The sequence below is a fragment of the Stutzerimonas stutzeri RCH2 genome (assembly GCF_000327065.1).
In the GTDB taxonomy this organism is placed as follows: Bacteria; Pseudomonadota; Gammaproteobacteria; order Pseudomonadales; family Pseudomonadaceae; genus Stutzerimonas; species Stutzerimonas stutzeri_AE.
In genome coordinates this window covers 1,945,135-1,966,310 of record NC_019936.1, presented here as the reverse complement: position 1 = coordinate 1,966,310, position 21,176 = coordinate 1,945,135, and the positions used below count along the sequence as shown (strand labels likewise).

The window sequence follows — 21,176 nt, the reverse complement described above, 5'->3', positions numbered from 1 at the left end:
ACGGAGTTTCGCAATGATGCATGGGCCGATGGTGTTTTTCGGCAAGTTTGGCCGCCGCAAGCAGGACACCGAGTACATGCCCGAAATCCAGGGCGCGATTCTCGAGGACTCTCCCTGGCTGGCTCGCCTGACCGTCTGGTTGACGGCTCTGCTACTCGCTGCGGTGCTGATCTGGGCCAACTACGCCGTGCTCGAGGAAGTGACCACGGGCGAAGGCAAGGCGATTCCATCCAGCAAGATCCAGACGGTGCAGAACCTCGAGGGCGGCATCGTGGCGCAGATTTACGTCCGCGAGGGACAGGTCGTGAACAAGGGCGACACACTGTTGCGCCTGGATAACACTCGGTTTCTCTCCAACCAGGAGGAAACCGAAGCGGAGCGCTTGTCGCTGCTCGCTCGCGTCGAAAGGCTGGCCGCCGAGGCGGAAGGTCGACCGCTGGCCCTGCCGGAAGAGATCACCCGCGATGCGCCACAGCTGGCCGAAGATGAGCGCGCGCTCTATGAATCGCGCCAGCAGCGCTTGCGCAGCGAGCAGCGAATCCTCAAGGAACAGCTGACGCAGAAACAGCAGGAGGTAGCCGAATTCCGCTCCAAACAGCAACAGTACCGTTCCAGCCTGTCGCTTATTCAGCAGGAGCTGAACATGTCGACTCCGCTTGTAGAAACGGGCGCGATCTCGCAGGTCGAAATTCTGCGCCTGCGCCGCAGCATAGTCGACGTGCGTGGCGCACTCGATGCCACCACACTCGCCCTGCCGCGCGCCGAGGCGGCTGCCAGCGAAATCCAGAGCAGAATCGAACAATCCGAACTTGCATTCCGTGCCGAAGCCTTCAAGGATCTGAATGCCGCTCGTACACTGCTGCAGAAGATCACTGCCACCAGTGTGGCCATCGATGACCGAGTCAGCCGCACGACAGTGGTTTCACCGGTACATGGCATCATCAAGCAATTGAGGATCAACACGATCGGCGGTGTGGTACAGCCCGGCAGCGACCTGCTGGAGATCGTGCCACTGGAAGACAGCCTACTGATCGAAGCCAAGGTACGACCGCAGGACATTGCCTTCCTGCACCCGGGGCAGAAGGCAATGGTCAAGTTCTCCGCCTACGACTACACCATTTACGGCGGCTTGAAAGCCAACCTGGAACTGATCAGTGCAGACACCATCACCGACAAGGATGGGCGTAGTTTCTATCTGATCCAGGTCCGCACGGAGAAAAACTACCTCGGCTCGCCTGGGCACCAACTGGTGATCATCCCCGGCATGGTCGCTACCGTGGACATCATCACCGGCGAGAAAAGCGTGCTGGACTACATGCTCAAGCCCATTCTCAAGGCGCGACACGAAGCGCTGCGCGAACGTTAGGTCGGATCAGCCAGATAACCGACTGGCACCGCAATCACGCTCCGCCGGCGTGGTTGCGCTGATACGTGAGCGCGCCCATCGCGTCGATCTGCCCCTCGATCAGCGCGTCGAACGGTCGAAGCAACTCATCGAATCCCGCAGGGCTTTCCAGGATATTCAGTGCCGTGACGATTGCCTCGATGGTCGACAGCGCCCCCGGCATCGGTGCCTTGCGCAAGCGATAGCGAGAGGTCAGCCCTTCTGGCAGCGCTACCCGCGGCAGCGCTGCCAACCAAGGATTAACATGCAGAATCTTGCGCGCCTTGCGCCAGGTCCCGTCCGGCACGATCAGGCGGATGGGCCGGTCGGCGCCTGCAAGTGTGCTCAGCGGCACCGCATCCTCACCGGGAAACAACAGGTAGCTCGGCACGTCGCCGCTGGATTCATCGATGAAATCCTCGCCGACCAGCAGCTGCGCGTTACGCAGCCCCAACACCGCCAAGCGCGCCGTATTCAGCGCGTGACTCGCCTCGCTGGAATGCTGCAGGACAAGCACCCGGGTGCGGCTATCCAGGGCTGGTATCAGCGCACACAGGCAGAGCGACAAGGGGCGCTGGCAGCGCGAACATCGTGGACGGGACATGGTTCACCTCGGCGGCGGAGTCTGCCATATCGGGCATCAGTGTGCAGACCGACTATGCTTGCACCGACCCAATAACAAGGAACCGGCATGATCACAGTCCATCACCTGAATCACTCCAGATCCCATCGCGTCCTCTGGCTGATGGAGGAACTGGAGCTGCTTTATGAGCTCAAGCGCTATCCCCGCGACCCGAAGACGATGCTCGCCCCGGCCGAACTCAAAGCCGTTCATCCACTGGGAAAATCGCCGGTGATCACCGATGGCGAACTGACGTTGGCCGAATCGGCAGCCATTCTGGAATATCTGCTGGAGCGATACGGAAATGGCCGGCTCGCGCCGCAAAGCAGCAGCGCGGAGTACCGCAGGTTCCGCTACTGGATGCACTACGCCGAAGGGTCGGCGATGCCGCCGATGTTGCTCAAGCTGGTATTCGACCGGGTCGCCACCGGGCCGATGCCCTTCTTTATCCGCCCGGTGGCACGAGCGATCGCTAAGGGCGCCAATCGGGCCTTCATCGGGCCGCAGCTAAAGACTCATCTCGATTACATGGAAGCGGAACTGGGGAAATCCGACTGGTTCGCTGGAGATAACTTCAGCGCGGCGGACATACAAATGAGTTTTCCGATCGAAGCGGCGCGCGCCAGAGCCGGACTGGACGAGAGCCGCCCGCGGCTGATGAATTTCCTGCAGCGTATACAACAGCGGCCCGCCTATAAACGAGCCGTGGAACGCGGAGGACCCGCCTTGCCCGCCGCGTAGCGACTAGCCCACGTTACCGGGAAGCGCGGCGATCCTGCTGACGGCGGGCGCGCACTGGAATGGGCTGCAGACGAGGTGGCTCGATCAAGCCAAGAGCGACCGCCAGCTTCCAGAACATTTCATTGAGCCTTGCTTTCATGGTCACACCCTCCTGCCAGATAACGGGTTACGTCGGAGCCATGCAGGCTTCATGGACAGCATAATCCAACTTTCCAACTGACGCTCGTGCGCTTTGCTGCCGAGGGCTCCGCAAGTAGCGCCGCTTTGTTACGGCGCTTTACAACTGCGACCGGGGTCGCGCAAAGGCGTTCAACCAAAATCTGTTTGCCGGCGGTAACGCAGCGCCGGCTGCCGCTCAGTTACGGTCAGCCTTGCGCCGATAAGGGAAGACGTCGATCACCTTGCCGCCACGGATTGCGTCCTGCAGTCCCTTCCAGTAATCCGCGTCATACAGCTCGCCATGCAGGCTGGCAAATAGCCGACGCTGCCCATGGTCAGCGAACAGAAAGCGTGGGAATTCTTCGGGAAACACGTCATTTGGCCCCACCGAATACCATGGCTCCGATGCCATCTCGTCTTCCGGGTAACGCGGCGCAGGAATGTGGCGGAAATTCACCTCGGTGAGATAGCTGATCTCGTCGTAATCGTAGAAGACCACCCTTCCATGGCGGGTAACGCCGAAATTCTTCAACAGCATGTCGCCAGGAAAGATATTGGCCGCCGCCAGCTGCTTGATGGCAAGCCCATAGTCTTCCAGCACCTCGCGCACCTGCTGTTCGCTGGCGTTTTCCAGATAGAGATTCAGCGGCGTCATGCGCCGCTCGGTCCAGCAGTGGCGCACCAGTACGGTATCGCCCTGCACCTCTACCGTCGACGGCGCGACCTCCAGCAGCTCGGCCAGGCATTCCGGATCGAACTTAGCCTTTGGGAAGCGGAAGTCGGCAAACTCCTGGGTATCGGCCATGCGCCCTACCCGGTCGACGCTTTTCACCAAGCGATACTTTTCGATCACGGTGGCTCGGTTGACGCTCTTGATCGGCGAGAAGCGATCCTTGATCAGCTTGAACACCGTATTGAAGCCGGGCAACGTGAACACCGTCATCACCATGCCGCGCACACCGGGCGCCATGACGAAGCGATCGTCGGTGTTGGCTAGATGATCGATCAGCGCGCGGTAGAACTCCGACTTGCCGTGCTTGTAGAAGCCTATAGAGGTATACAGTTCGGCTATGTGCTTGCCAGGCAGGATGCGCTTGAGAAAGCCGACGAATTCCGCCGGGATCGGCACCTCGACCATGAAGTACGAGCGCGTGAAGGAAAAGATGATCGACACCTCCGCCTCGTCGGTAATCAACGCATCGGCGACGATGCCTTCGCCCTCGCGGTGCAACAAGGGGATCACCAGCGGCCACTGCTCATCGCAAGTGAAGATGCGCCCGAGCAGGTAGGCGCCCTTGTTGCGGTACAGCACCGAGACGAAGAGTTCGACGGTCAGCTCCGGATCCTTGCAGACCCAATCGGGCAGCGTTTCACACAGCTGCGTCTGTAGCCGCTGGAGGTCTCCCGCCAGATCACAATAGGGTACGGCGAAGGCGTAATCGCTGAGGATCTGTTCCAACATTCCCGCCAGATCGCCGTTGGGCTGGTAGGTGCGCGTCTGTGCCTGGCGCTCCTGCACGCGCACAGCCGGCCGGGTGGTATGGATAAACATGGTGCCGTCACTGATGCAGTCATGGCTGAACAGCCCGCAGAAGATCGAGTTGTACCAGGTCTCCGACAGCTCGTCGTCGAAGCGTGGGTTGATCAGCTCGATATAGGCGCTCTTGATCTGCGGCCAGGCTTCGACCTGAAGCAGATCGGCATGATCGAAGCCGGCCAGCAAGCCACGCCGGGTTTCAGCGACCTTCTCTTCGTAGAGATTGATGCGCGCCGCGGAGGCGCGCTGTGCTTCCTGCCACTGCGCCTGCTCGAAGCGAGAACGGGCACCCTCGGTGATCACGCGGAAATGCTCGCGATAGTCATCAAAACCGAGAAGGATCTGCCGAGCCATTTCAACGGCCAGTTTCTGCTCCACCATGATGCACCCACTGCAGGACATGAACGTTCGCCGAGCTTAGCAGCACGCAGTTTGAAAGTCGGTTTCGGTTTGCCTGTTGGCAGATGGGCGACAACACTTGCAGCTCCCTTGTGCTGGAAGCCCGCTTCATGCGCCCGCTCGACATGTTTCGCCTGCTTGCCCTCGCCGCCATCTGGGGCGCGAGTTTTCTCTTCATGCGTGTTATCGCGCCGGTCCTTGGCACTTTCCCAACAGCATTCTTTCGCGTGCTGCTGGCGACCGCCGGGCTGCTGGCAATCCTCGTCGTGCTGCGCAGGCGCTGGGACTTTCGCGGCAAGCTCGGCCTGTGCCTGGTGCTTGGCGTGATCAACTCGGGCGTACCCTTCGCCCTGTATGCGGTGGCCGCGCAACTGGTGCCGGCGGGTTATTCGGCCATCTTCAATGCCACCACGCCAATGATGGGTGTGCTGATAGGCGCGCTGTTCTTCGCTGAGGAGCTGACACTGGCGAAGGTGCTGGGGGTGTTCAGCGGGCTGGGCGGTGTGGCGCTGCTGATGCGCATCGGCCCGGTGCCATTGGAGATGGGGTTGCTGCTCGGAGCGCTGGCCTGCCTGGGTGCCACTGCCTGCTACGGATTGGGCGGTTTTCTCACGCGGCGCTGGATCAACCGGGACGGCGGGCTGGATAGTGAACTGGTTGCCTTTGGCAGCCAGGCCGGCGCCGCACTCTGCCTGCTGCCACTGTTCGGGTTGTCGCTGCTGGATGCCCCGCCGCCGAGCTGGGGCGACACCAGCGTCTGGCTCAGTCTGCTTGGGTTGGGCCTGGTCTGTACGGCGTTTGCCTACATTCTCTACTTCCGCCTGCTGGCGGATATCGGACCGGTGAAGACGCTGACGGTGACGTTTCTGATCCCACCGTTCGGTGTGCTATGGGGCGTACTGTTTCTCGATGAGCCGCTGTCCTGGGCCTACGTTCAGGGCGGTGCGCTGATCGGGCTGGCGTTGTGGCTGATCCTGCGCCAGGCGCCAGCCGCCCAGCCGCAGGCCGATCCGCGACGCAGTTGATTGGCTCAACTGCGTCGCAAGGCATTACTGCACCAGTTCCTGCTCGCTGAACATGTCGCTGAACAGCATGCTGGAGAGGTAACGCTCGCCCGAGTCCGGCAGGATCACGACGATGTTCTTGCCCTGCATTTCCGGCCGTTCGGCCAGACGAACCGCAGCCGCCATCGCCGCACCGCAGGAAATGCCACAGAGAATGCCCTCTTCGCGCATCAGCCGCAGGGCCATCTGCTTGGCCTCTTCGTCATCGACCAGCTCGACCCGATCGACCATGGACAGGTCGAGGTTCTTCGGCACGAAGCCGGCGCCGATGCCCTGGATCTTGTGCGGACTGGGTTTGACCTCGTCACCGGCAAGGGTCTGACTGATTACCGGCGAGCTGGTCGGTTCCACCGCCACGCTGATGATCTGCTTGCCCTTGGTGTTCTTGATATAGCGCGAGACGCCGGTGATGGTGCCGCCAGTGCCGACGCCTGCCACCAGCACATCAATGCTTCCATCGGTGTCGTTCCAGATTTCCGGGCCGGTGGTCTTCTCATGGATTGCCGGGTTGGACGGATTCTCGAACTGTTGCGGCATGTAGTACTGCTCGGGATTCGAGGCGGCAATCTCGGCGGCTTTCTCGATCGCGCCCTTCATGCCTTTGGCCGGCTCGGTGAGCACCAGCTCGGCACCCAGCGCTTTGAGTACCTTGCGCCGCTCCAGGCTCATGGACGCTGGCATGGTGAGCATGAGCTTGTAGCCACGCGCCGCGGCAACAAAGGCCAGACCGATGCCGGTGTTGCCCGAAGTAGGCTCGACCAACGTCATGCCCGGCTTGATCCGACCGCTGTCCTCGGCGTCCCAGATCATCCCGGCGCCGATACGGCATTTCACCGAATAAGCGGGGTTACGGCCTTCGATCTTGGCCATGATGGTGACGCCCTTGGGCCCCAGGCGATTGATCATTACCAGCGGGGTGTTGCCGATGGAACGTGCGTTGTCTGCGAATATGCGACTCATGGGAATGCCCTGTCCGAGGAGTATCAGACCAATCAGCCTATGCGCAGTCCATGCAGCAGTCCAGCCGAACTCACAGCCGCGACCGGGGGTCCATCGTCAACATCCCGCTCATCTCCGGACCGCCATGACCCGTCGCCTGCTTCCCCTGTGGATCCTGCTCTCGATCGGCCTGCTGCTGATCCTCCTGCATCTCGCTCTGCCGCATCTGGTGCGCAACTACCTGAACGAGAAAATGGCGGACATGGGCGACTATACGGGGCACGTCGAAGACGTCGATCTCGCCTGGTGGCGTGGCGCTTACCGTGTCGAAGGCCTGCTGATCGAGAAGAAGGACAAGCGCGTACAGGCGCCCCTGCTCAAGGCACCGGCGATCGACATCGCCATCAGCTGGAATGGCATCCTGCGCCACCGAGAGATCGTCGGCGAAGTCGTTTTCGAGCAGCCTCATTTGAATTTCGTCGATGGTGGTGACAGCGGCGACTCGCAGAATGGGGAAGGCGTCGACTGGCGCGATCAGCTCGACGCATTGGTACCGATCACGCTCAACGAGATTCGCGTCGTCGATGGCCAGTTGTCGTTTCGCAACTTCTCCTCCGACCCGCAAGTCCACGTTTACGCCAGCGATATCCAGGCCAGCCTGTACAACCTGACCAACACCGATGATGCCGACGGCACCCGGACCGCTTTCTTCGAAGGCAAGGGCAAGCTGTTCAATCAGGCCCCCATCGAAGCGACCGCCAGCTTCGATCCGTTCACGGACTGGGAAGATTTCGAAGTCAATCTGCGGGTCACCGGCGTACCGCTGAAACAGCTGAACGACCTCAGTCGCGCCTACGCCAATTTCGATTTCGCCGGCGGGACGGGTGATCTGGTTATCGAAGTCGAGGCCAACGACAGCCAGCTCGATGGTTACATCAAGCCCCTGCTGCGCAACGTCGACATCTTCGACTACGACCAGGACGTCAAGAACGAGGACAAGGGCTTCTTGCGCGGGCTGTGGGAAGCGGTGGTCGGCGGCGGACAGGAAGTCCTTAAGAACCAGCGCAAGGACCAGTTCGCCACCCGCGTGGAGCTGTCGGGCACCACCAAGGAAACCGATGTCAGTCCATTCCAGGCCTTCGTCGCGATACTGCGCAACGCATTCGTCGAGGCCTTCACTGCGCGCTTCGAACGTGCGCTCGATGAAGAAGAATAACTGGCATGCGTCACCAGAAACGCACAGCCGGACATTCAGTGACTGAATGATGCGCTTGCGTTCACAGTCGCACGACCTTCCCTTATAGTCGTCGGCCTGACTACAACGAGTGCCTGCGTGCCAGGCCCCGCCGAAGGAATCCGCAATGAAATTCGAAGGCACCCAGTCTTACGTCGCCACCGATGACCTGAAACTCGCAGTGAATGCCGCCATCACCCTGCAGCGTCCCCTTCTGGTCAAGGGCGAGCCAGGCACCGGCAAGACCATGCTGGCCGAGCAGCTGGCCGAGTCGTTCGACGCCAAGCTCATCACCTGGCACATCAAGTCCACCACCAAGGCGCATCAGGGCCTCTACGAATACGATGCGGTCAGCCGCCTGCGTGATTCGCAGCTGGGCGTGGACAAGGTCCACGACGTGAAGAACTACATCAAGAAAGGCAAGCTGTGGGAGGCCTTCGAGAGCGAGGAGCGGGTCATCCTGCTGATCGACGAGATCGACAAGGCCGATATCGAGTTTCCCAACGACCTGCTGCAAGAACTCGACAAGATGGAGTTCTACGTCTACGAGACCAACGAGACGATCAAGGCGACCCAACGGCCGATCATCATCATCACCTCGAACAACGAGAAGGAGCTGCCCGACGCCTTCCTGCGTCGCTGCTTCTTCCACTACATCGCTTTTCCTGATCGCGAGACGCTGCAGCGCATCGTCGATGTGCATTACCCGGATATCAAGAAAGATCTGGTCAGCGAAGCGCTGGACGTGTTCTTCGATGTGCGCAAGGTGCCCGGCCTGAAGAAGAAACCCTCCACGTCCGAACTGGTCGACTGGTTGAAGCTGCTGATGGCCGACAACATCGGCGAGGCCGTGTTGCGCGAGCGCGACCCGACCCGGGCAATCCCGCCACTGGCCGGCGCGCTGGTGAAGAACGAGCAGGACGTGATGCTGCTCGAGCGTCTAGCCTTCATGAGTCGGCGCGCCAACAGCCGCTGATCGAAGCCGGCTTCCGTGAGCCGGCTGCGAACTCACTGGAGGAAGACACCATGCAAACGCATACCGGTAGCTGCCTGTGTGGCGTCGTGCGCTATCGCATCGACGCCCCCATCAACGAGCTGACTCACTGCCACTGCAAGATGTGTCGCAAGGCCCATGGCGCAGCGTTCGCCACTTACGCGAGCGTGCCGCTGGAAGCCTTCCACATCATGTCGGGCAAGGACCAGCTGGGCGTCTACCACTCCTCCGATCACGTGACGCGCACCTTCTGCATCCGCTGCGGCTCGAATCTGCAGTTCGTCGACAACCGCGAACATGAGCTCGGGGTCGCCGCCGGCACCCTCGACTCACCGCTGCCAGAGCCGCCGCAATCGCATATCTACGTCGACTCCAAGGCCGACTGGTACGAGATTCGCGACGGCTTGCCCCAACACAACGGCGACAGCCCCCGCTGAGCGCCCCGAACATGCGCGCCAAACGTGGTGCGCCAGAGGTTTTCTGCCATGCTGCTTGGCCTGTTCAATGAGATGCGCGCCGCCAAGGTGCCGGTATCGGTACGCGAACTGCTGGATCTGATCGATGCACTCAAGCACCGTGTCGTGTTCGCCGACATGGATGAATTCTATTTCCTTGCGCGCACCGTGATGGTCAAGGACGAACGCCACTTCGACAAGTTCGACCGGGCCTTCGGCGCGTACTTCAAGGGCCTTGAGAATCTCGATCAGCATCTAGAAGCGCTGATTCCGGAAGACTGGTTGCGCAAGGAATTCGAGCGCAGCCTGACGGACGAGGAGCGCGCGCAAATCCAGTCTCTCGGCGGCCTGGACAAGCTGATCGAAGAATTCAAGAAGCGTCTCGAAGAGCAGAAGGAGCGCCACGCCGGCGGCAACAAGTGGATCGGCACCGGCGGCACCAGCCCGTTCGGCTCGGGCGGTTACAACCCAGAAGGCATCCGCATCGGCGATGCTGGCAAACGCCAGGGCAAGGCGGTCAAGGTCTGGGATCAGCGTGAATACAAGAACCTCGACGACCAGGTCGAGCTCGGCACGCGCAACATCAAGATCGCCCTGCGCCGCCTGCGCAAATTCGCCCGCCAGGGCGCGGCGGACGAACTGGATATCGACGGCACCATCGACCACACCGCCCGCGATGCGGGCCTGCTCAACATCCAGATGCGACCGGAGCGGCGCAATGCGGTGAAGCTGCTCATCCTGTTCGACATCGGCGGCTCGATGGACGCCCACGTGAAGGTCTGCGAAGAGCTGTTTTCAGCGTGCAAGACCGAGTTCAAGCACCTCGAATATTTCTACTTCCACAATTTCATCTACGAATCGGTATGGAAGAACAACTTCCGCCGCACCTCGGAGCGCACCTCGACGCTGGATGTGCTGCACAAGTACGGCGCGGACTACAAGGTGGTGTTCGTCGGCGACGCAGCGATGGCGCCGTACGAAGTCACCCAGCCGGGCGGAAGCGTCGAGCACTGGAACGAGGAAGCCGGCTACGTCTGGATGCAGCGCTTCATGGAGAAGTACAAGAAGCTCATCTGGATCAATCCCTACCCCAAGGACACCTGGGGCTACACCTCCTCCACCGGCATCATCCGCGAACTGGTAGAGGACCGAATGTATCCGTTGACGCTGAGCGGACTCGAGGAAGGGATGAAGTTTCTGGCCAAGTAAGCGCGTGGAGATGACTGCAAGCTGGGCCGTCCGCGCCACGCCTGCCTGGATAGCAGTAAGTCAGCGATAGCCCTTGTAGCGGCGCGCTCGTGATCTGAATGGGAGGCTTGCCGCAACCAGTAGGCTTTCCACCAGCCAGGCCAGTAGCAGCGCACAGCTCAGCCCCCAGGCGATGGCTTCCGGGGCGAGCAGCACTTGGAAGCGGTAGCTGTTCCATACCTGTTCACGCAGGCTGCGCTCGGCGCCGAGAAGTACATGTACGGCGCGCGCATACCAGGGCCGCTGCATTGCCTGCCACTCACGCTCCAGCATTCGCGCGCGGCTCACCAGCTGCTCGACGCTTTGCGCGTCACTCTGAAAAACCGGGTCGTCACTGTTGCGGTAGTGCTGGACCAACGCCTGCATATCGCCATTGAAAAAGCGCTGCGCCGTCTCCTGAAAGCCCTGCAAGCCCTGCTGAGCCTCCAACCGCCGGGCCTCTACATGTTGGGCGTATGCCTCGATAAAGCCAGGCACCTGAACACCCACCAACAGGCCAAAGGTGAACAGGGTCAGGCGCAGGTAGCTTCTCAGCATTCGGTCACTTTCCCCTGGGCGATGCATTCGCCGAGCCGCCACAAACTCCATTGGCCGGGCTCATGCAATGTCCATTGTTCATTATTGGTTAGCGGCTCGGTAGCCAGCACCGTGACAACATCATCGGGTGTGGTTTCGGCGTGGAAATTCACTGTCAGTTCGGCGTCTCGAAGTTGCGCCGGACCGAATGGAGCACGTCGGGTGATCTCCGCCAGCTTGGTACTGCAAAAGCTGAACAGCCACTCTCCATTGCTCAGCAGGCAATTGAACACACCCTTGCGACGGTACTCGACGCAAGCGCCCAGCAATACGGGCAAAACGCTTTCCGGCGCGCAGCGGTCAGGAAAATCCAGACGGATCCGGTTCAGCAGGTCGCAGAAAGCGCGCTCGCTGTCGGTGTCGCCAACTGGACGGTAGATGCCTTTCGGTGGCTCGAAATCCGAGAGTTGGCCATTGTGAGCAAAGCACCAGTGCTGTCCCCATAGCTCACGAACGAAAGGATGCGTATTGACCAAGGAAACCTTGCCGACGTTGGCATGACGGATATGACCGATCACCACCTCGCTCTTGATCAGGTAGCGCTGCACCATCTTCGCCACTTCGGATTCGCAGCTGGCGACCGGGTCCTGGAATAGCCGCAGGCCGCGACCCTCATAGAAGGCGATGCCCCAGCCGTCCTTGTGTGGCCCGGTCTTTCCGCCTCGCTGCATCAGGCCGGTAAAGCTGAAAACGATATCGGTGGGAACGTTGGCGCTCATGCCAAGCAGCTCGCACATGCGTCATCTCCCGAGAGTTTCTGCCTCGTTCTGGCCGACTTAGAGCCGCGGCTCGGTGCGCATACGCCCACGTGACGGCGCGTAATCGCGCTCATAGTCGTCGGCACCTTGATCTTCCATGCGTTCGCGCAACGTGCGGCTATCTTCATCCGCAGTCTGGTTCTCGCCGCGCCGGCCGTACTTGCGCTCGATGGGCCAACGAATGGCCACCAGCAGCAGATACAAGCCGAAGGCAATCAGTCCATACATCGCCAGATCAGCCACGGCACGCCACGCGTTGTTGCCGACCTCGAACGCCAGGTCCATGGCAGTAATGGCCACAGCAGGCGCGAACAGTTCCTTCGCCGGATCGACAATGGTCGGCGTGAAGAGCAATACGGCAGCGAGCAACCGCAGCGGCTCGCGCACCCAGCGCCACATCCAGCGCGTTACCCGGAACCAGAACAACAGGCATCCAAGCGCCGCTATCCCGTACAGGGTCCAGGCGAGCGAATAGTCGGAGTCGAACATCGGCATGGCGTTTTCTCGATACAGCGCGCGGCAACAAAGGCGGCGATGATAGCAGTCAGTGCCCCCTCACCGTCATTGATGGTGACAACAAGCCACTGGCGGACCCACGAGCAAGATCGTATAAACCTCTTAAACGAAAGGGTAATCCCCATATCGCCGGACCGGCCACGGACTCTGGCAACCGGCACCAAGGAGAAAGCACGCCATGCCCTACAAACACATACTGGTCGCCATCGACCTGACCGAGGAATGCCACCCTGTCGTCGCCCGCGCGCAGGTGCTTGCCAGTACCTCAGGCGCCAAACTGAGCCTGGTGCATATCATCGAGCCAATGGCCATGGCCTTCGGCGGCGATGTGCCAATGGACCTGTCGATGCTGCAGCAACAGCAGTTCGACCAGGCCCGTGGCCGCATGAACGGCTTTGCCGACAGCTACCCGGGTCTGGCTCCGGAAAACCGTCACCTCGCCTACGGACAACCCCGCCAGGAAGTGCACCGCCTGGCAAAGGAACAGGGCTGCGACCTGATCGTGGTCGGCAGTCACGGTCGCCACGGGCTTGCCCTGCTGCTGGGCTCGACTGCCAACGACATCCTGCACGGCGCGCCTTGCGATGTGCTGGCGGTACGCTTGAAGAAAGCCGAATAGCTGTTCGTCGCTGCGCAGGATGGCCGCCACCCTGCGCACACCGAGCCGATCAGATCGCTTCGACGCCGTCGCCCGCGCTCATGACCAGCGGACGGATCTTCTGCAGCTGGGTCTCGAGTGAATAGGTCAGACTGGACGCCATCGAGAAGAAGGTCAGAAAGGCCTTGAGATTGGAGTCGGCGTGACAGGTGTCGTGGATGCGCTGCCAGAACGCCTGATTGACCAGTTGCAGCTGCTGAAAGGAACGCACCAGTCCGCGCAGTTCCCAGTCGGCATGCCGGCCTTCGCGCAGATTGAAATACTGCCGGGCCAGATACAGCGATACCGCGCGCAGAACGAACTCATGATTGCTGGCGAACGGCAGATGCTGCTTGGCCATTGGCTTCAGCCGTCCGAGCACCGGGCAGGCGCTGGTAGCCATGATTACGCCGAGCAGCGCGCGCAAGCCCTCATCCAGGCCAACCTGTTTGGTGTATTCACGCTCGGGCGTGCGCACCCATACCAAGGCCTTTTGTACGGCCGGTAGGCCCTGGAAGTCCTCGATTACCCGATGCAGATCAACCGCGGCAGGGCAATGACTGAAATCGTCCCTGCTCAGCGGGCAGTTCGAACAGCGCTGATGATCGAGCCGAGTCCATTTCGGCGCCTGCGCGGCGACCTCCTTGTCATATTCACGATCCAGTTCGATCCGGTAACTGAAGTCGTGTTCATCATCCAGGGTGATGCGGTATTCGATTGCCATTAACGCTCCATCATGACTGCATGATCCAATGCGGATACTTAACTACGCGCCAGCAAGCTGGGCATTGATCCATCTCATTAGCCGTGATCGAGCCCCTGATTCACCGCCCTCTGTTGCTGAGTGGCGCAGCCATGAAAACTGCACCGCTTCAGCACGGGCGGTTACTCCTCGAGCTCTGCCCAGCGCTCAAGCAAGCCATCGAGCTCCGCCTGCAACGCCTCGAGACGGCTCAACACCGCAGCCGTTTTATCCGCCGCCTGCTGATAAAAAGCCGGATCGGAAATCTCCGCCTGCAATGCCTCGATCGCCTTTTCCGCTTCGTCGATCTGACCGGGCAAGGCCTCCAGTTCGCGCTGCAGCTTGTAGCTGAGCTTCTTCTTGGCTGGCGCGACCTCGGCCACCACTGCAGCGACCGGCGCTTGTTGCGCCTTCTTCGCTTCGCCGCCGGACTCGGCAACACCCAGCAAGCGGGGCGAACCGCCCTGACGCAGCCAGTCCTGATAACCGCCAACGTACTCGCGCACTTCACCGCCGCCCTGGAACACCAGCGTGCTGGTGACCACGTTGTCGAGGAAGGCCCGGTCGTGGCTTACCATCAGCACCGTGCCCTGGAAGCCAAGCAGCACTTCTTCGAGCAATTCCAGCGTTTCCACATCGAGGTCGTTGGTCGGCTCGTCGAGCACCAACAGGTTCGCCGGCTTGCTGAACAGCTTGGCGAGCAAGAGCCGTGCCCGCTCACCTCCGGACAGCGCCTTGACTGGTGTTCGAGCCCGTTGCGGACTGAACAGGAAGTCGCCGAGATAGCTCAGCACGTGGCGGTTCTGCCCATCGATGGTGATGAACTCACGACCTTCGGCGAGGTTGTCGACCACGGTCTTTTCCAGCTCCAGCTGGTGACGCAATTGGTCGAAATACGCCACTTCAAGCTTGGTGCCGAACTCGATGGAACCGCTGCTAGGGTGCAATTCTCCGAGCAGCAGCTTGAGCAGGGTGGTCTTGCCAGTACCGTTGGCGCCGAGCAAACCGATGCGGTCGCCGCGCTGGATAACCATGGAAAAGTCCCGGATCAGCGGCTCGCCACCTACGTGAGCGAACGTCACCTGCTCAGCGACGATGACCTGCTTGCCGGACTTTTCCGCCGTCTCCACCTGGAAAGTGGCTTTGCCCTGCACGTTACGCCGCTCACTGCGCTCCGCGCGCAATGCCTTGAGCGCACGCACACGACCCTCGTTGCGGGTGCGTCGCGCCTTGATGCCCTGGCGAATCCACACTTCTTCCTGAGCCAGCTTCTTGTCGAACAGCGCGTTGGCCGTCTCCTCTGCCGCAAGCTGCTGCTCCTTGTGCACCAGAAAGCTGGCGTAGTCCCCGTTCCAGTCGATCAGGTGACCACGATCCAGCTCGAGGATGCGCGTCGCCAGGTTCTGCAGGAATGCCCGGTCGTGCGTGATGAACAGCACGGCACCGTTGAAGCCGGTCAGTGCCTCTTCCAGCCAGGCAATCGCACCGATATCCAGGTGGTTGGTCGGCTCGTCGAGCAGTAGCAGATCGGGCTCGGACACCAGGGCCTGGGCCAGCAATACGCGCCGGCGCCAGCCGCCGGACAACTCGGCAAGCGTACGGTCGGCGGGCAGCTGCAGGCGGCTCAGGGTGCTGTCGACCAACTGCTGCAAACGCCAGCCATCCTTCGCTTCGAGTGCCTGCTGCACGTGCATCAGCTTCTCGAGGTCGGCCTCGTCCTGGATGTTCTGGCTCAGGTGGTGGTACTCGGCGAGCAACTCGCCGACTCCGGCCAGGCCTTCGGCAACCACGTCGAAGACGGTGCGGTCATCCGCACGGGGCAGTTCCTGCGGTAGCTCGCCTATCTTCAGGCCGGGAGCACGCCAGATTTCACCGTCATCGGCGCTGCGGTCGCCCTTGACCAGGCGCAGCATGCTGGACTTGCCAGTGCCATTGCGGCCGATGATGCAGACCCGCTCGCCCCGCGCGATCTGCCAGGACACGCCGTCCAGCAACGGCGTGGTGCCGTAGGCGAGAGATACATCGGTGAACTTGAGCAGGGTCATGACTACCTCCGGAAAACAGGGCGCGCATTCTAGCAGATAGCTGCCGGCCGCCCGCTGCGGGCGGCGTTTTATCAGCCGTACGGGCGCGCCCGCGCCGTTTCGGACGGATACCGGGTAGCGAATGGCGACGTACGCTCGTCGGAAGTGCGCCTTTGTTTGTTACCGGAGCTTAATGCGCGTTTAACTGGCCGATGCGGCAGGCTAAGCTAGCCCCTGCAGCAGGCCGTTTCGTGCGTCGCCCCGGCACACACGCAGCCTGTCACCTCAACGCCCCCCGTTTTACGGATGTACCATGCGCGGCCGACTCTCCAGTTTGTGTTTCTGCCTGTTTGTTTCAGCCATCGGCCTGGATGCGTCCGCCGCCAGCCTCAGTCAACAACGCCAGTACTACGACGAGGCCAAACAGGCCCTCGCCAAGGGCGACAGCGGGCCGTACCGCCGCTATCAGAGCGCGCTGCGTGACTATCCACTGGAGCCATACCTTGCCTACGACGAACTGACTCATCGGCTGAAGTCCGCGAGCAACCAGGAAGTCGAGAAATTCCTCGCCGAGCACGGCGATCTGCCACAGATCAGCTGGATGAAGCTGCGCTGGCTGCGCCTGCTGGCCGCGCGCGGCGATTGGCAGACCTTTACCCGTTATTACGACCCGAAGATGAACTTCACCGAGCTGGACTGCCTGTTCGCTCAGTATCAGTTGCGCAACGGCCTTCCGGGCGCCGACGCCGCGACCGAGCGACTGTGGCTGGTCGGCAAGTCGCAGCACAATTCCTGCGACCCGCTGTTCGAACTCTGGGAGTCCAAGGGCCTCTTGACCGAAGACCGGCGCTGGAAGCGCACCAAGCTGGCCGTGGAGAGCGGCAACTACGGGGTCGCCAGCTTCCTGGTGAAGCGCCTGCCAACGCTGCAGAGCCAGGGTCAGCTGATGATCGATGTCGCCCAGAAACCTCAGATGCTTCGCCAGGCTGAGCGCTTCTCGCCGACCAGCCCGGCGATGGCCGACGTCGTTTCGATCGGCCTGCGGCGCCTCGCGCGCCAGGACCCCGAGCAGGCATTGAGTCTGCTCGATGGTTACGCACGCCGTTTCGCCTTTTCGCCCGAGGAAAAGGTCGCCATTGCCCGGCAGATCGGGCTGACCCTGGCCAAGCGCTTCGATGCACGTGCGCTCAAGGTAATGGCCGAATACGATCCCGAGCTACGCGACAACACCGTCACCGAATGGCGCACCCGTCTGCTGCTGCGCCAGGGCCAGTGGAATGAAGCCTACCAGCTGACGCAGCGCTTTCCGGATGAGCTGGCCAATACCAACCGCTGGCGCTACTGGCAAGCGCGCAGCCTGCAACTGGCCAAGCCGGAGAGCAAGCAGGCCGCCCTGCTCTATCAGCCGGTGGCCGAGGAGCGGGATTTCTACGGCTTTCTGTCGGCCGACCGCATCCAGGCACCATACAAGCTGAACCATCAACCGCTGGCGCTCGATCCGAAGGTCGTGCAGAAGGTGCGCAATACCGCCGGTATTCGCCGCGCGCTGGAGTTCCACGACCGCGGGCAGATCGTCGATGGCCGCCGCGAGTGGTATCACGTCAGCCGGCTGTTCAGCCGCGACGAAATGGTCGCGCAGGCGCGCATCGCCTATGAGAAGGAATGGTACTTCCCGGCCATCCGCACCATAAGCCAGGCGCAATATTGGGACGACCTCGATATCCGCTTCCCCATGGCGCATCGCAATGCGCTGGTCCAGGCCTCACGGGCGCGCGAGATCCATCCCAGCTGGGCGTTCGCAGTGACCCGCCAGGAAAGTGCGTTCATGGCCGACGCCCGCTCGCACGTCGGCGCCACCGGCCTGATGCAGCTGATGCCTGCCACCGCCAAGGAAACCGCCAAGCGCTTCAACATCCCGCTGGCCTCACCGCAGCAGGTGCTCAACCCGACCACCAATATCCAGCTGGGTACCGCTTATCTCAGCCAGATCTACGGACAGTTCAATGGCAACCGCGTGCTTGCCTCGGCCGCTTACAACGCCGGCCCCGGTCGCGTCCGTCAATGGCTGCGCAATGCCGAGCATCTGTCGTTCGATGTGTGGGTGGAAAACATTCCGTTCGACGAGACCCGCCAGTACGTGCAGAACGTGCTGACCTATTCGGTCATCTACGGGCAGAAGCTGAACTCACCGCAACCGCTGGTGGAATGGCACGAGCGCTACTTCGAATCGCAATAGAGGGCACATGACGATGGCCGGCCCGCGCCTGCCATCGTCATGCCTGCCTTGATCAGTCGAGCACTTCCACCGGCGCCCCCACAGCCAGTTCGCCGATGCCCTCGGCAATCAGGTTCTGCCCGAAGAAAACCCCACCCTGCCCTTTGCGATACGACAGCAGTGTGTTCAGCGGCTCGCGATCCGGCTCGCGCTCTGCTGTGAATGGGTCGAGTGTGGGGATGACGCAGCGGGAACAGGGCTTGACCACACGAAAGGCCAGCTGGCCGATACGGATACGCTTCCAGCTATCCTCCGCGTAAGGCTCCGCGCCGCTGACGACCAGATTCGGGCGAAAGCGCAGCATATCCAGTGGACGCCCGACTCGATGGATCAGGTCATCCAGCGATGCCTGGCCAATCAGCAGAAACGGGAATCCGTCGCTGAAGGCCGTGCGCTCGCCGAGCCGCGCGTAGTCGATATCGACCTGAATTCCATCGTCCAGCGGCAGGTGTACCAGCCGACAGGCCTGGTCAAGAAAGCTGGTCAGCCAAGCGGCCGCAGCTTCTCCGGCATCCGGCACAACGGCATTCGAACTCCAGATCTGCACGCAGCGCATCTCGCGGGTATCGGGCACCGGCACCAGCAATTCCTGCATGCCTGGCGCAGTCAGGCGCAAGGCGTTCTGGCCCTTCCAGCGTGCCTGCAACAGTGCCATCCGCGGCGCCACACGTTGGGTGAGGAAGCGTCCGGTGCCGGCAGCGACCACCATCCAGCGTCGATCGCCAACCAGGCCAAGCGCATCACTGGCGCAATGCTGCAGCGATTCACCAGCGCCGGACTTGAGCGGAAAACGATAGAGCGATGAGAGATGCATGCCGCGCCTCCTCGAAGGGAAAGCGCAGCAGCATAGCAGGCGCCGGCCGCTCTATTCAGCAGCCGGCGCAGAGGGATGGATCAGTCCTGTTCGTCGAGTTTCAGGCGATCCTGAATCACATCGACGAGCTTCTCCGGCTGGAACTTGGAGAGGAAGTTGTCGCAGCCGACCTTCTGCACCATTGCCAGATTGAAGCTGCCCGACAGCGAGGTGTGCAGTACCACATAGAGATCCCGCAACCGCGGGTCGTGACGAATCTCGGTAGTCAGTCGATAACCATCCATCTCCGGCATTTCCGCATCGGTGAAAACCATCAGCAGCTTGTCGGTCAGCACCTCGCCGGCATCAGCCCAGGCCTTGAGCATGTTCAGCCCCTTCAGTCCATCGCTCGCGGTGTGGATCTTCAGACCGAGCTGGCTGAGGGTCTCGCGCAGCTGCGACAGCGCAACGCTGGAGTCATCCACGCAGAGCACTTCTCGTCCACGGGCGCGCTCGAGGATCGGATCGGCCAGGCGCTCGGCAGAAATGCTGGTGTCGTAAGGCACGATTTCCGCGAGCACCTTCTCCACGTCGATCACCTCGACCAGTTCGTCGTCCACCTTGGTGATCGACGTCAGGTAATGCTGGCGTCCTGCCGTGGTGGGTGGCGGCATGACCGCTTCCCAGTTGAGGTTGACGATGCGATCCACACCGCCGACCAGGAACGCCTGCACGGTGCGGTTGTACTCGGTAACGATGATGGTGCTGCGCTCATCGGGCACCAGCGGCCGCAAGCCGATGGCTCTGGAAAGATCGACCACCGGCAGGGTCTGGCCACGCAGATTGACCACGCCGCAGACCGAGCTATGGCGGTGGGGCATGAGCGTCATTTTCGGCAGCTGGACGACTTCCTGAACCTTGAAGACGTTGATGGCGAACTTCTGCCGTCCGCCGAGCCGGAACATGAGAATCTCCAGGCGATTCTGCCCCACGAGACGGGTGCGTTGATCGACTGAATCGAGAATGCCGGCCATTTCCAGGCTCCTTGGGAAAACGTGGTGATAGGAGTATCGGCCGCATCGCCCATCGCTTTATGCATCGCCGGGGCTTTTTTTCACAATCAGACGCCCGGTCGGAGCCTTTCCTAAGGCGCCGAGGAAGCCGGACCCAGCAACGGGCAGTCGGCTGGCAAGTGCAGGCGCAACGCCCCGGCACGCACATCGAAGCGCAGATGTGCGGCCGTGGAGGGTTCGCCATCCAGATTGATGTCGATGGCGCTAGGTGCCTCGACCTCCAGCCAGGGTACCCGGGCACTGACCGACACCGCGTCGACGCCCAGCAGACCGCCACTTAGCAGTGTGCCCAGTGTGCCGACCGCATCGGCAGGCGCCGGCACGATACATACATCCAGCAGCCCGTCATCAATCTTCGCCTGCGGGCAAAGCAGCTGTCCGCCGCCAGCCTGTCTACCGTTACCGATGCCCAGCGCAAGAAACTCACCCTCCCAGTCGAACCCCGGCCCAGTGAACCGGCCGCGAGCCGAATGGATCTCGGCGAAGCGAGTCAGACCGGTCAGCAGATAGGCACCGCCACCCAGGACTCGCTTGAGGTCTTCCGACGTGCTGGCCGTGACTTTGGAGCCGAAACCACCGGTCGCCATATTGACGAACGGCTGGCCATTCATTTCGCCAACATCGACCCAGCGGGCAGGCTCATCTAACAGACCAAGCGCCTCGAACGGGTCCAGCGGTATCCCAGCAGCCTTGGCGAAATCGTTAGCACTGCCCAGCGGCATCAAGGCGAGGCTCGCCTGCGCTTGCGCCTGGAGCATCGCTTCGGCCACTTCACGCAAGGTGCCATCTCCGCCGCCAGCGACCAGCTTGGAATAACCGGCATCCAGCGCTTCGGCGACCAGGCGTTGCGCATCGCCTGGCTCCCACGTGACTCGTACCGCCAGGTCCCACCCATAGTCACGCTGCTGTCGCACCGCCTCACGCACCTCATCGTTCAGGGCCTGTTTCCCGTGCAATATCAGCAGCGCCTTGGCATCGCTCATGGCCGTTCCCTTCTCTCGATTCA

At 61.5% G+C, this 21,176-nt stretch carries 21 protein-coding genes; 9 read left to right on the top strand and 12 right to left on the bottom strand.

Annotated elements, in window-relative coordinates; genetic code table 11:
* The first annotated feature begins 13 nt into the window (after positions 1–13).
* Positions 14–1,366, top strand: coding sequence for an HlyD family type I secretion periplasmic adaptor subunit (locus PSEST_RS09085; protein WP_015276705.1), 1,353 nt, complete (start codon positions 14–16; stop codon positions 1,364–1,366).
* A 34-nt stretch (positions 1,367–1,400) separates the two neighbouring features.
* On the opposite strand, the gene PSEST_RS09080 is transcribed toward PSEST_RS09085, so the two are convergent.
* Positions 1,401–1,988, bottom strand: a complete 588-nt coding sequence (locus PSEST_RS09080) for a tRNA-uridine aminocarboxypropyltransferase (RefSeq protein WP_015276704.1) — start codon at positions 1,986–1,988, stop codon at positions 1,401–1,403.
* An 87-nt stretch (positions 1,989–2,075) separates the two neighbouring features.
* Here PSEST_RS09080 and PSEST_RS09075 point away from each other — a divergent pair, with 87 nt between their 5' ends.
* On the top strand, positions 2,076–2,747 hold the full coding sequence (locus tag PSEST_RS09075; protein WP_015276703.1) for a glutathione S-transferase: 672 nt from the start codon (positions 2,076–2,078) through the stop codon (positions 2,745–2,747).
* Positions 2,748–2,760: 13 nt separating this feature from the next.
* Here PSEST_RS09075 and PSEST_RS22460 read toward each other — a convergent pair whose 3' ends face one another.
* Both PSEST_RS22460 and aceK read right to left on the bottom strand, forming a co-directional pair.
* Positions 2,761–2,886 (bottom strand): PA1414 family protein, encoded by a 126-nt coding sequence (locus PSEST_RS22460; RefSeq protein ID WP_015276702.1) that lies wholly within the window; start codon positions 2,884–2,886, stop codon positions 2,761–2,763.
* Between the two features lie 216 nt (positions 2,887–3,102).
* Entirely contained in the window at positions 3,103–4,824 is a 1,722-nt protein-coding gene (gene aceK / locus PSEST_RS09070; RefSeq protein ID WP_015276701.1) for a bifunctional isocitrate dehydrogenase kinase/phosphatase, read from the bottom strand.
* A 128-nt stretch (positions 4,825–4,952) separates the two neighbouring features.
* Between aceK and PSEST_RS09065 the strand changes: the two genes are divergently transcribed.
* Positions 4,953–5,867: a DMT family transporter gene (locus tag PSEST_RS09065; RefSeq protein WP_041756972.1), complete on the top strand. Its 915-nt coding sequence runs from the start codon at positions 4,953–4,955 to the stop codon at positions 5,865–5,867.
* Positions 5,868–5,891: 24 nt separating this feature from the next.
* Here PSEST_RS09065 and cysK read toward each other — a convergent pair whose 3' ends face one another.
* Entirely contained in the window at positions 5,892–6,866 is a 975-nt protein-coding gene (gene cysK, locus PSEST_RS09060) for a cysteine synthase A (protein ID WP_015276699.1), read from the bottom strand.
* 124 nt (positions 6,867–6,990) lie between these two features.
* On the opposite strand from cysK, the gene PSEST_RS09055 reads away from it, so the two are divergent.
* From PSEST_RS09055 to PSEST_RS09040, 4 genes are all read left to right on the top strand, one after another.
* Positions 6,991–8,061, top strand: a complete 1,071-nt coding sequence (locus PSEST_RS09055; protein ID WP_015276698.1) for a DUF748 domain-containing protein — start codon at positions 6,991–6,993, stop codon at positions 8,059–8,061.
* Between the two features lie 145 nt (positions 8,062–8,206).
* Entirely contained in the window at positions 8,207–9,055 is an 849-nt protein-coding gene (locus PSEST_RS09050; RefSeq protein ID WP_015276697.1) for an AAA family ATPase, read from the top strand.
* Between the two features lie 50 nt (positions 9,056–9,105).
* Positions 9,106–9,510, top strand: coding sequence for a GFA family protein (locus PSEST_RS09045; RefSeq protein WP_015276696.1), 405 nt, complete (start codon positions 9,106–9,108; stop codon positions 9,508–9,510).
* Between the two features lie 48 nt (positions 9,511–9,558).
* Complete coding sequence (locus tag PSEST_RS09040) at positions 9,559–10,737, top strand: vWA domain-containing protein (RefSeq protein WP_015276695.1); 1,179 nt, start codon at positions 9,559–9,561, stop codon at positions 10,735–10,737.
* Positions 10,738–10,797: 60 nt separating this feature from the next.
* On the opposite strand, the gene PSEST_RS09035 is transcribed toward PSEST_RS09040, so the two are convergent.
* The 3 genes from PSEST_RS09035 to PSEST_RS09025 are packed head-to-tail and all read right to left on the bottom strand — an operon-like array spanning position 10,798 to position 12,605.
* Positions 10,798–11,313, bottom strand: a complete 516-nt coding sequence (locus tag PSEST_RS09035; protein ID WP_015276694.1) for a DUF2937 family protein — start codon at positions 11,311–11,313, stop codon at positions 10,798–10,800.
* A complete protein-coding gene (locus PSEST_RS09030) occupies positions 11,307–12,089 on the bottom strand; it encodes a class II glutamine amidotransferase (RefSeq protein ID WP_015276693.1) in 783 nt (260 codons plus the stop codon). The genes PSEST_RS09035 and PSEST_RS09030 overlap by 7 nt, the downstream gene beginning before the upstream one ends.
* Before the next feature lie 39 nt (positions 12,090–12,128).
* The gene (locus PSEST_RS09025) at positions 12,129–12,605 is read right to left on the bottom strand and encodes a hypothetical protein (protein ID WP_015276692.1); all 477 of its coding nucleotides are present in this window, start codon (positions 12,603–12,605) and stop codon (positions 12,129–12,131) included.
* 199 nt (positions 12,606–12,804) lie between these two features.
* On the opposite strand from PSEST_RS09025, the gene PSEST_RS09020 reads away from it, so the two are divergent.
* Complete coding sequence (locus PSEST_RS09020) at positions 12,805–13,245, top strand: universal stress protein (RefSeq protein WP_015276691.1); 441 nt, start codon at positions 12,805–12,807, stop codon at positions 13,243–13,245.
* Between the two features lie 49 nt (positions 13,246–13,294).
* Here the strand turns inward: PSEST_RS09020 and PSEST_RS09015 are convergent, their stop codons facing one another.
* Both PSEST_RS09015 and PSEST_RS09010 read right to left on the bottom strand, forming a co-directional pair.
* Positions 13,295–13,987: a DUF6901 family protein gene (locus PSEST_RS09015; protein WP_015276690.1), complete on the bottom strand. Its 693-nt coding sequence runs from the start codon at positions 13,985–13,987 to the stop codon at positions 13,295–13,297.
* A gap of 161 nt (positions 13,988–14,148) precedes the next feature.
* Positions 14,149–16,050 carry an ATP-binding cassette domain-containing protein gene (locus PSEST_RS09010; RefSeq protein ID WP_015276689.1) on the bottom strand — a complete coding sequence of 634 codons (1,902 nt, stop codon included), beginning with the start codon at positions 16,048–16,050 and terminating at the stop codon, positions 14,149–14,151.
* A 292-nt stretch (positions 16,051–16,342) separates the two neighbouring features.
* Between PSEST_RS09010 and PSEST_RS09005 the strand changes: the two genes are divergently transcribed.
* A complete protein-coding gene (locus PSEST_RS09005) occupies positions 16,343–18,265 on the top strand; it encodes a transglycosylase SLT domain-containing protein (protein ID WP_015276688.1) in 1,923 nt (640 codons plus the stop codon).
* Between the two features lie 52 nt (positions 18,266–18,317).
* On the opposite strand, the gene PSEST_RS09000 is transcribed toward PSEST_RS09005, so the two are convergent.
* From PSEST_RS09000 to yegS, 3 genes are all read right to left on the bottom strand, one after another.
* Positions 18,318–19,118, bottom strand: a complete 801-nt coding sequence (locus PSEST_RS09000; RefSeq protein ID WP_015276687.1) for an MOSC domain-containing protein — start codon at positions 19,116–19,118, stop codon at positions 18,318–18,320.
* 80 nt (positions 19,119–19,198) lie between these two features.
* Positions 19,199–20,131 carry a chemotaxis protein CheV gene (locus PSEST_RS08995; protein WP_015276686.1) on the bottom strand — a complete coding sequence of 311 codons (933 nt, stop codon included), beginning with the start codon at positions 20,129–20,131 and terminating at the stop codon, positions 19,199–19,201.
* A 110-nt stretch (positions 20,132–20,241) separates the two neighbouring features.
* Positions 20,242–21,153, bottom strand: coding sequence for a lipid kinase YegS (gene yegS, locus PSEST_RS08990; RefSeq protein WP_015276685.1), 912 nt, complete (start codon positions 21,151–21,153; stop codon positions 20,242–20,244).
* Positions 21,154–21,176: the final 23 nt, after the last annotated feature.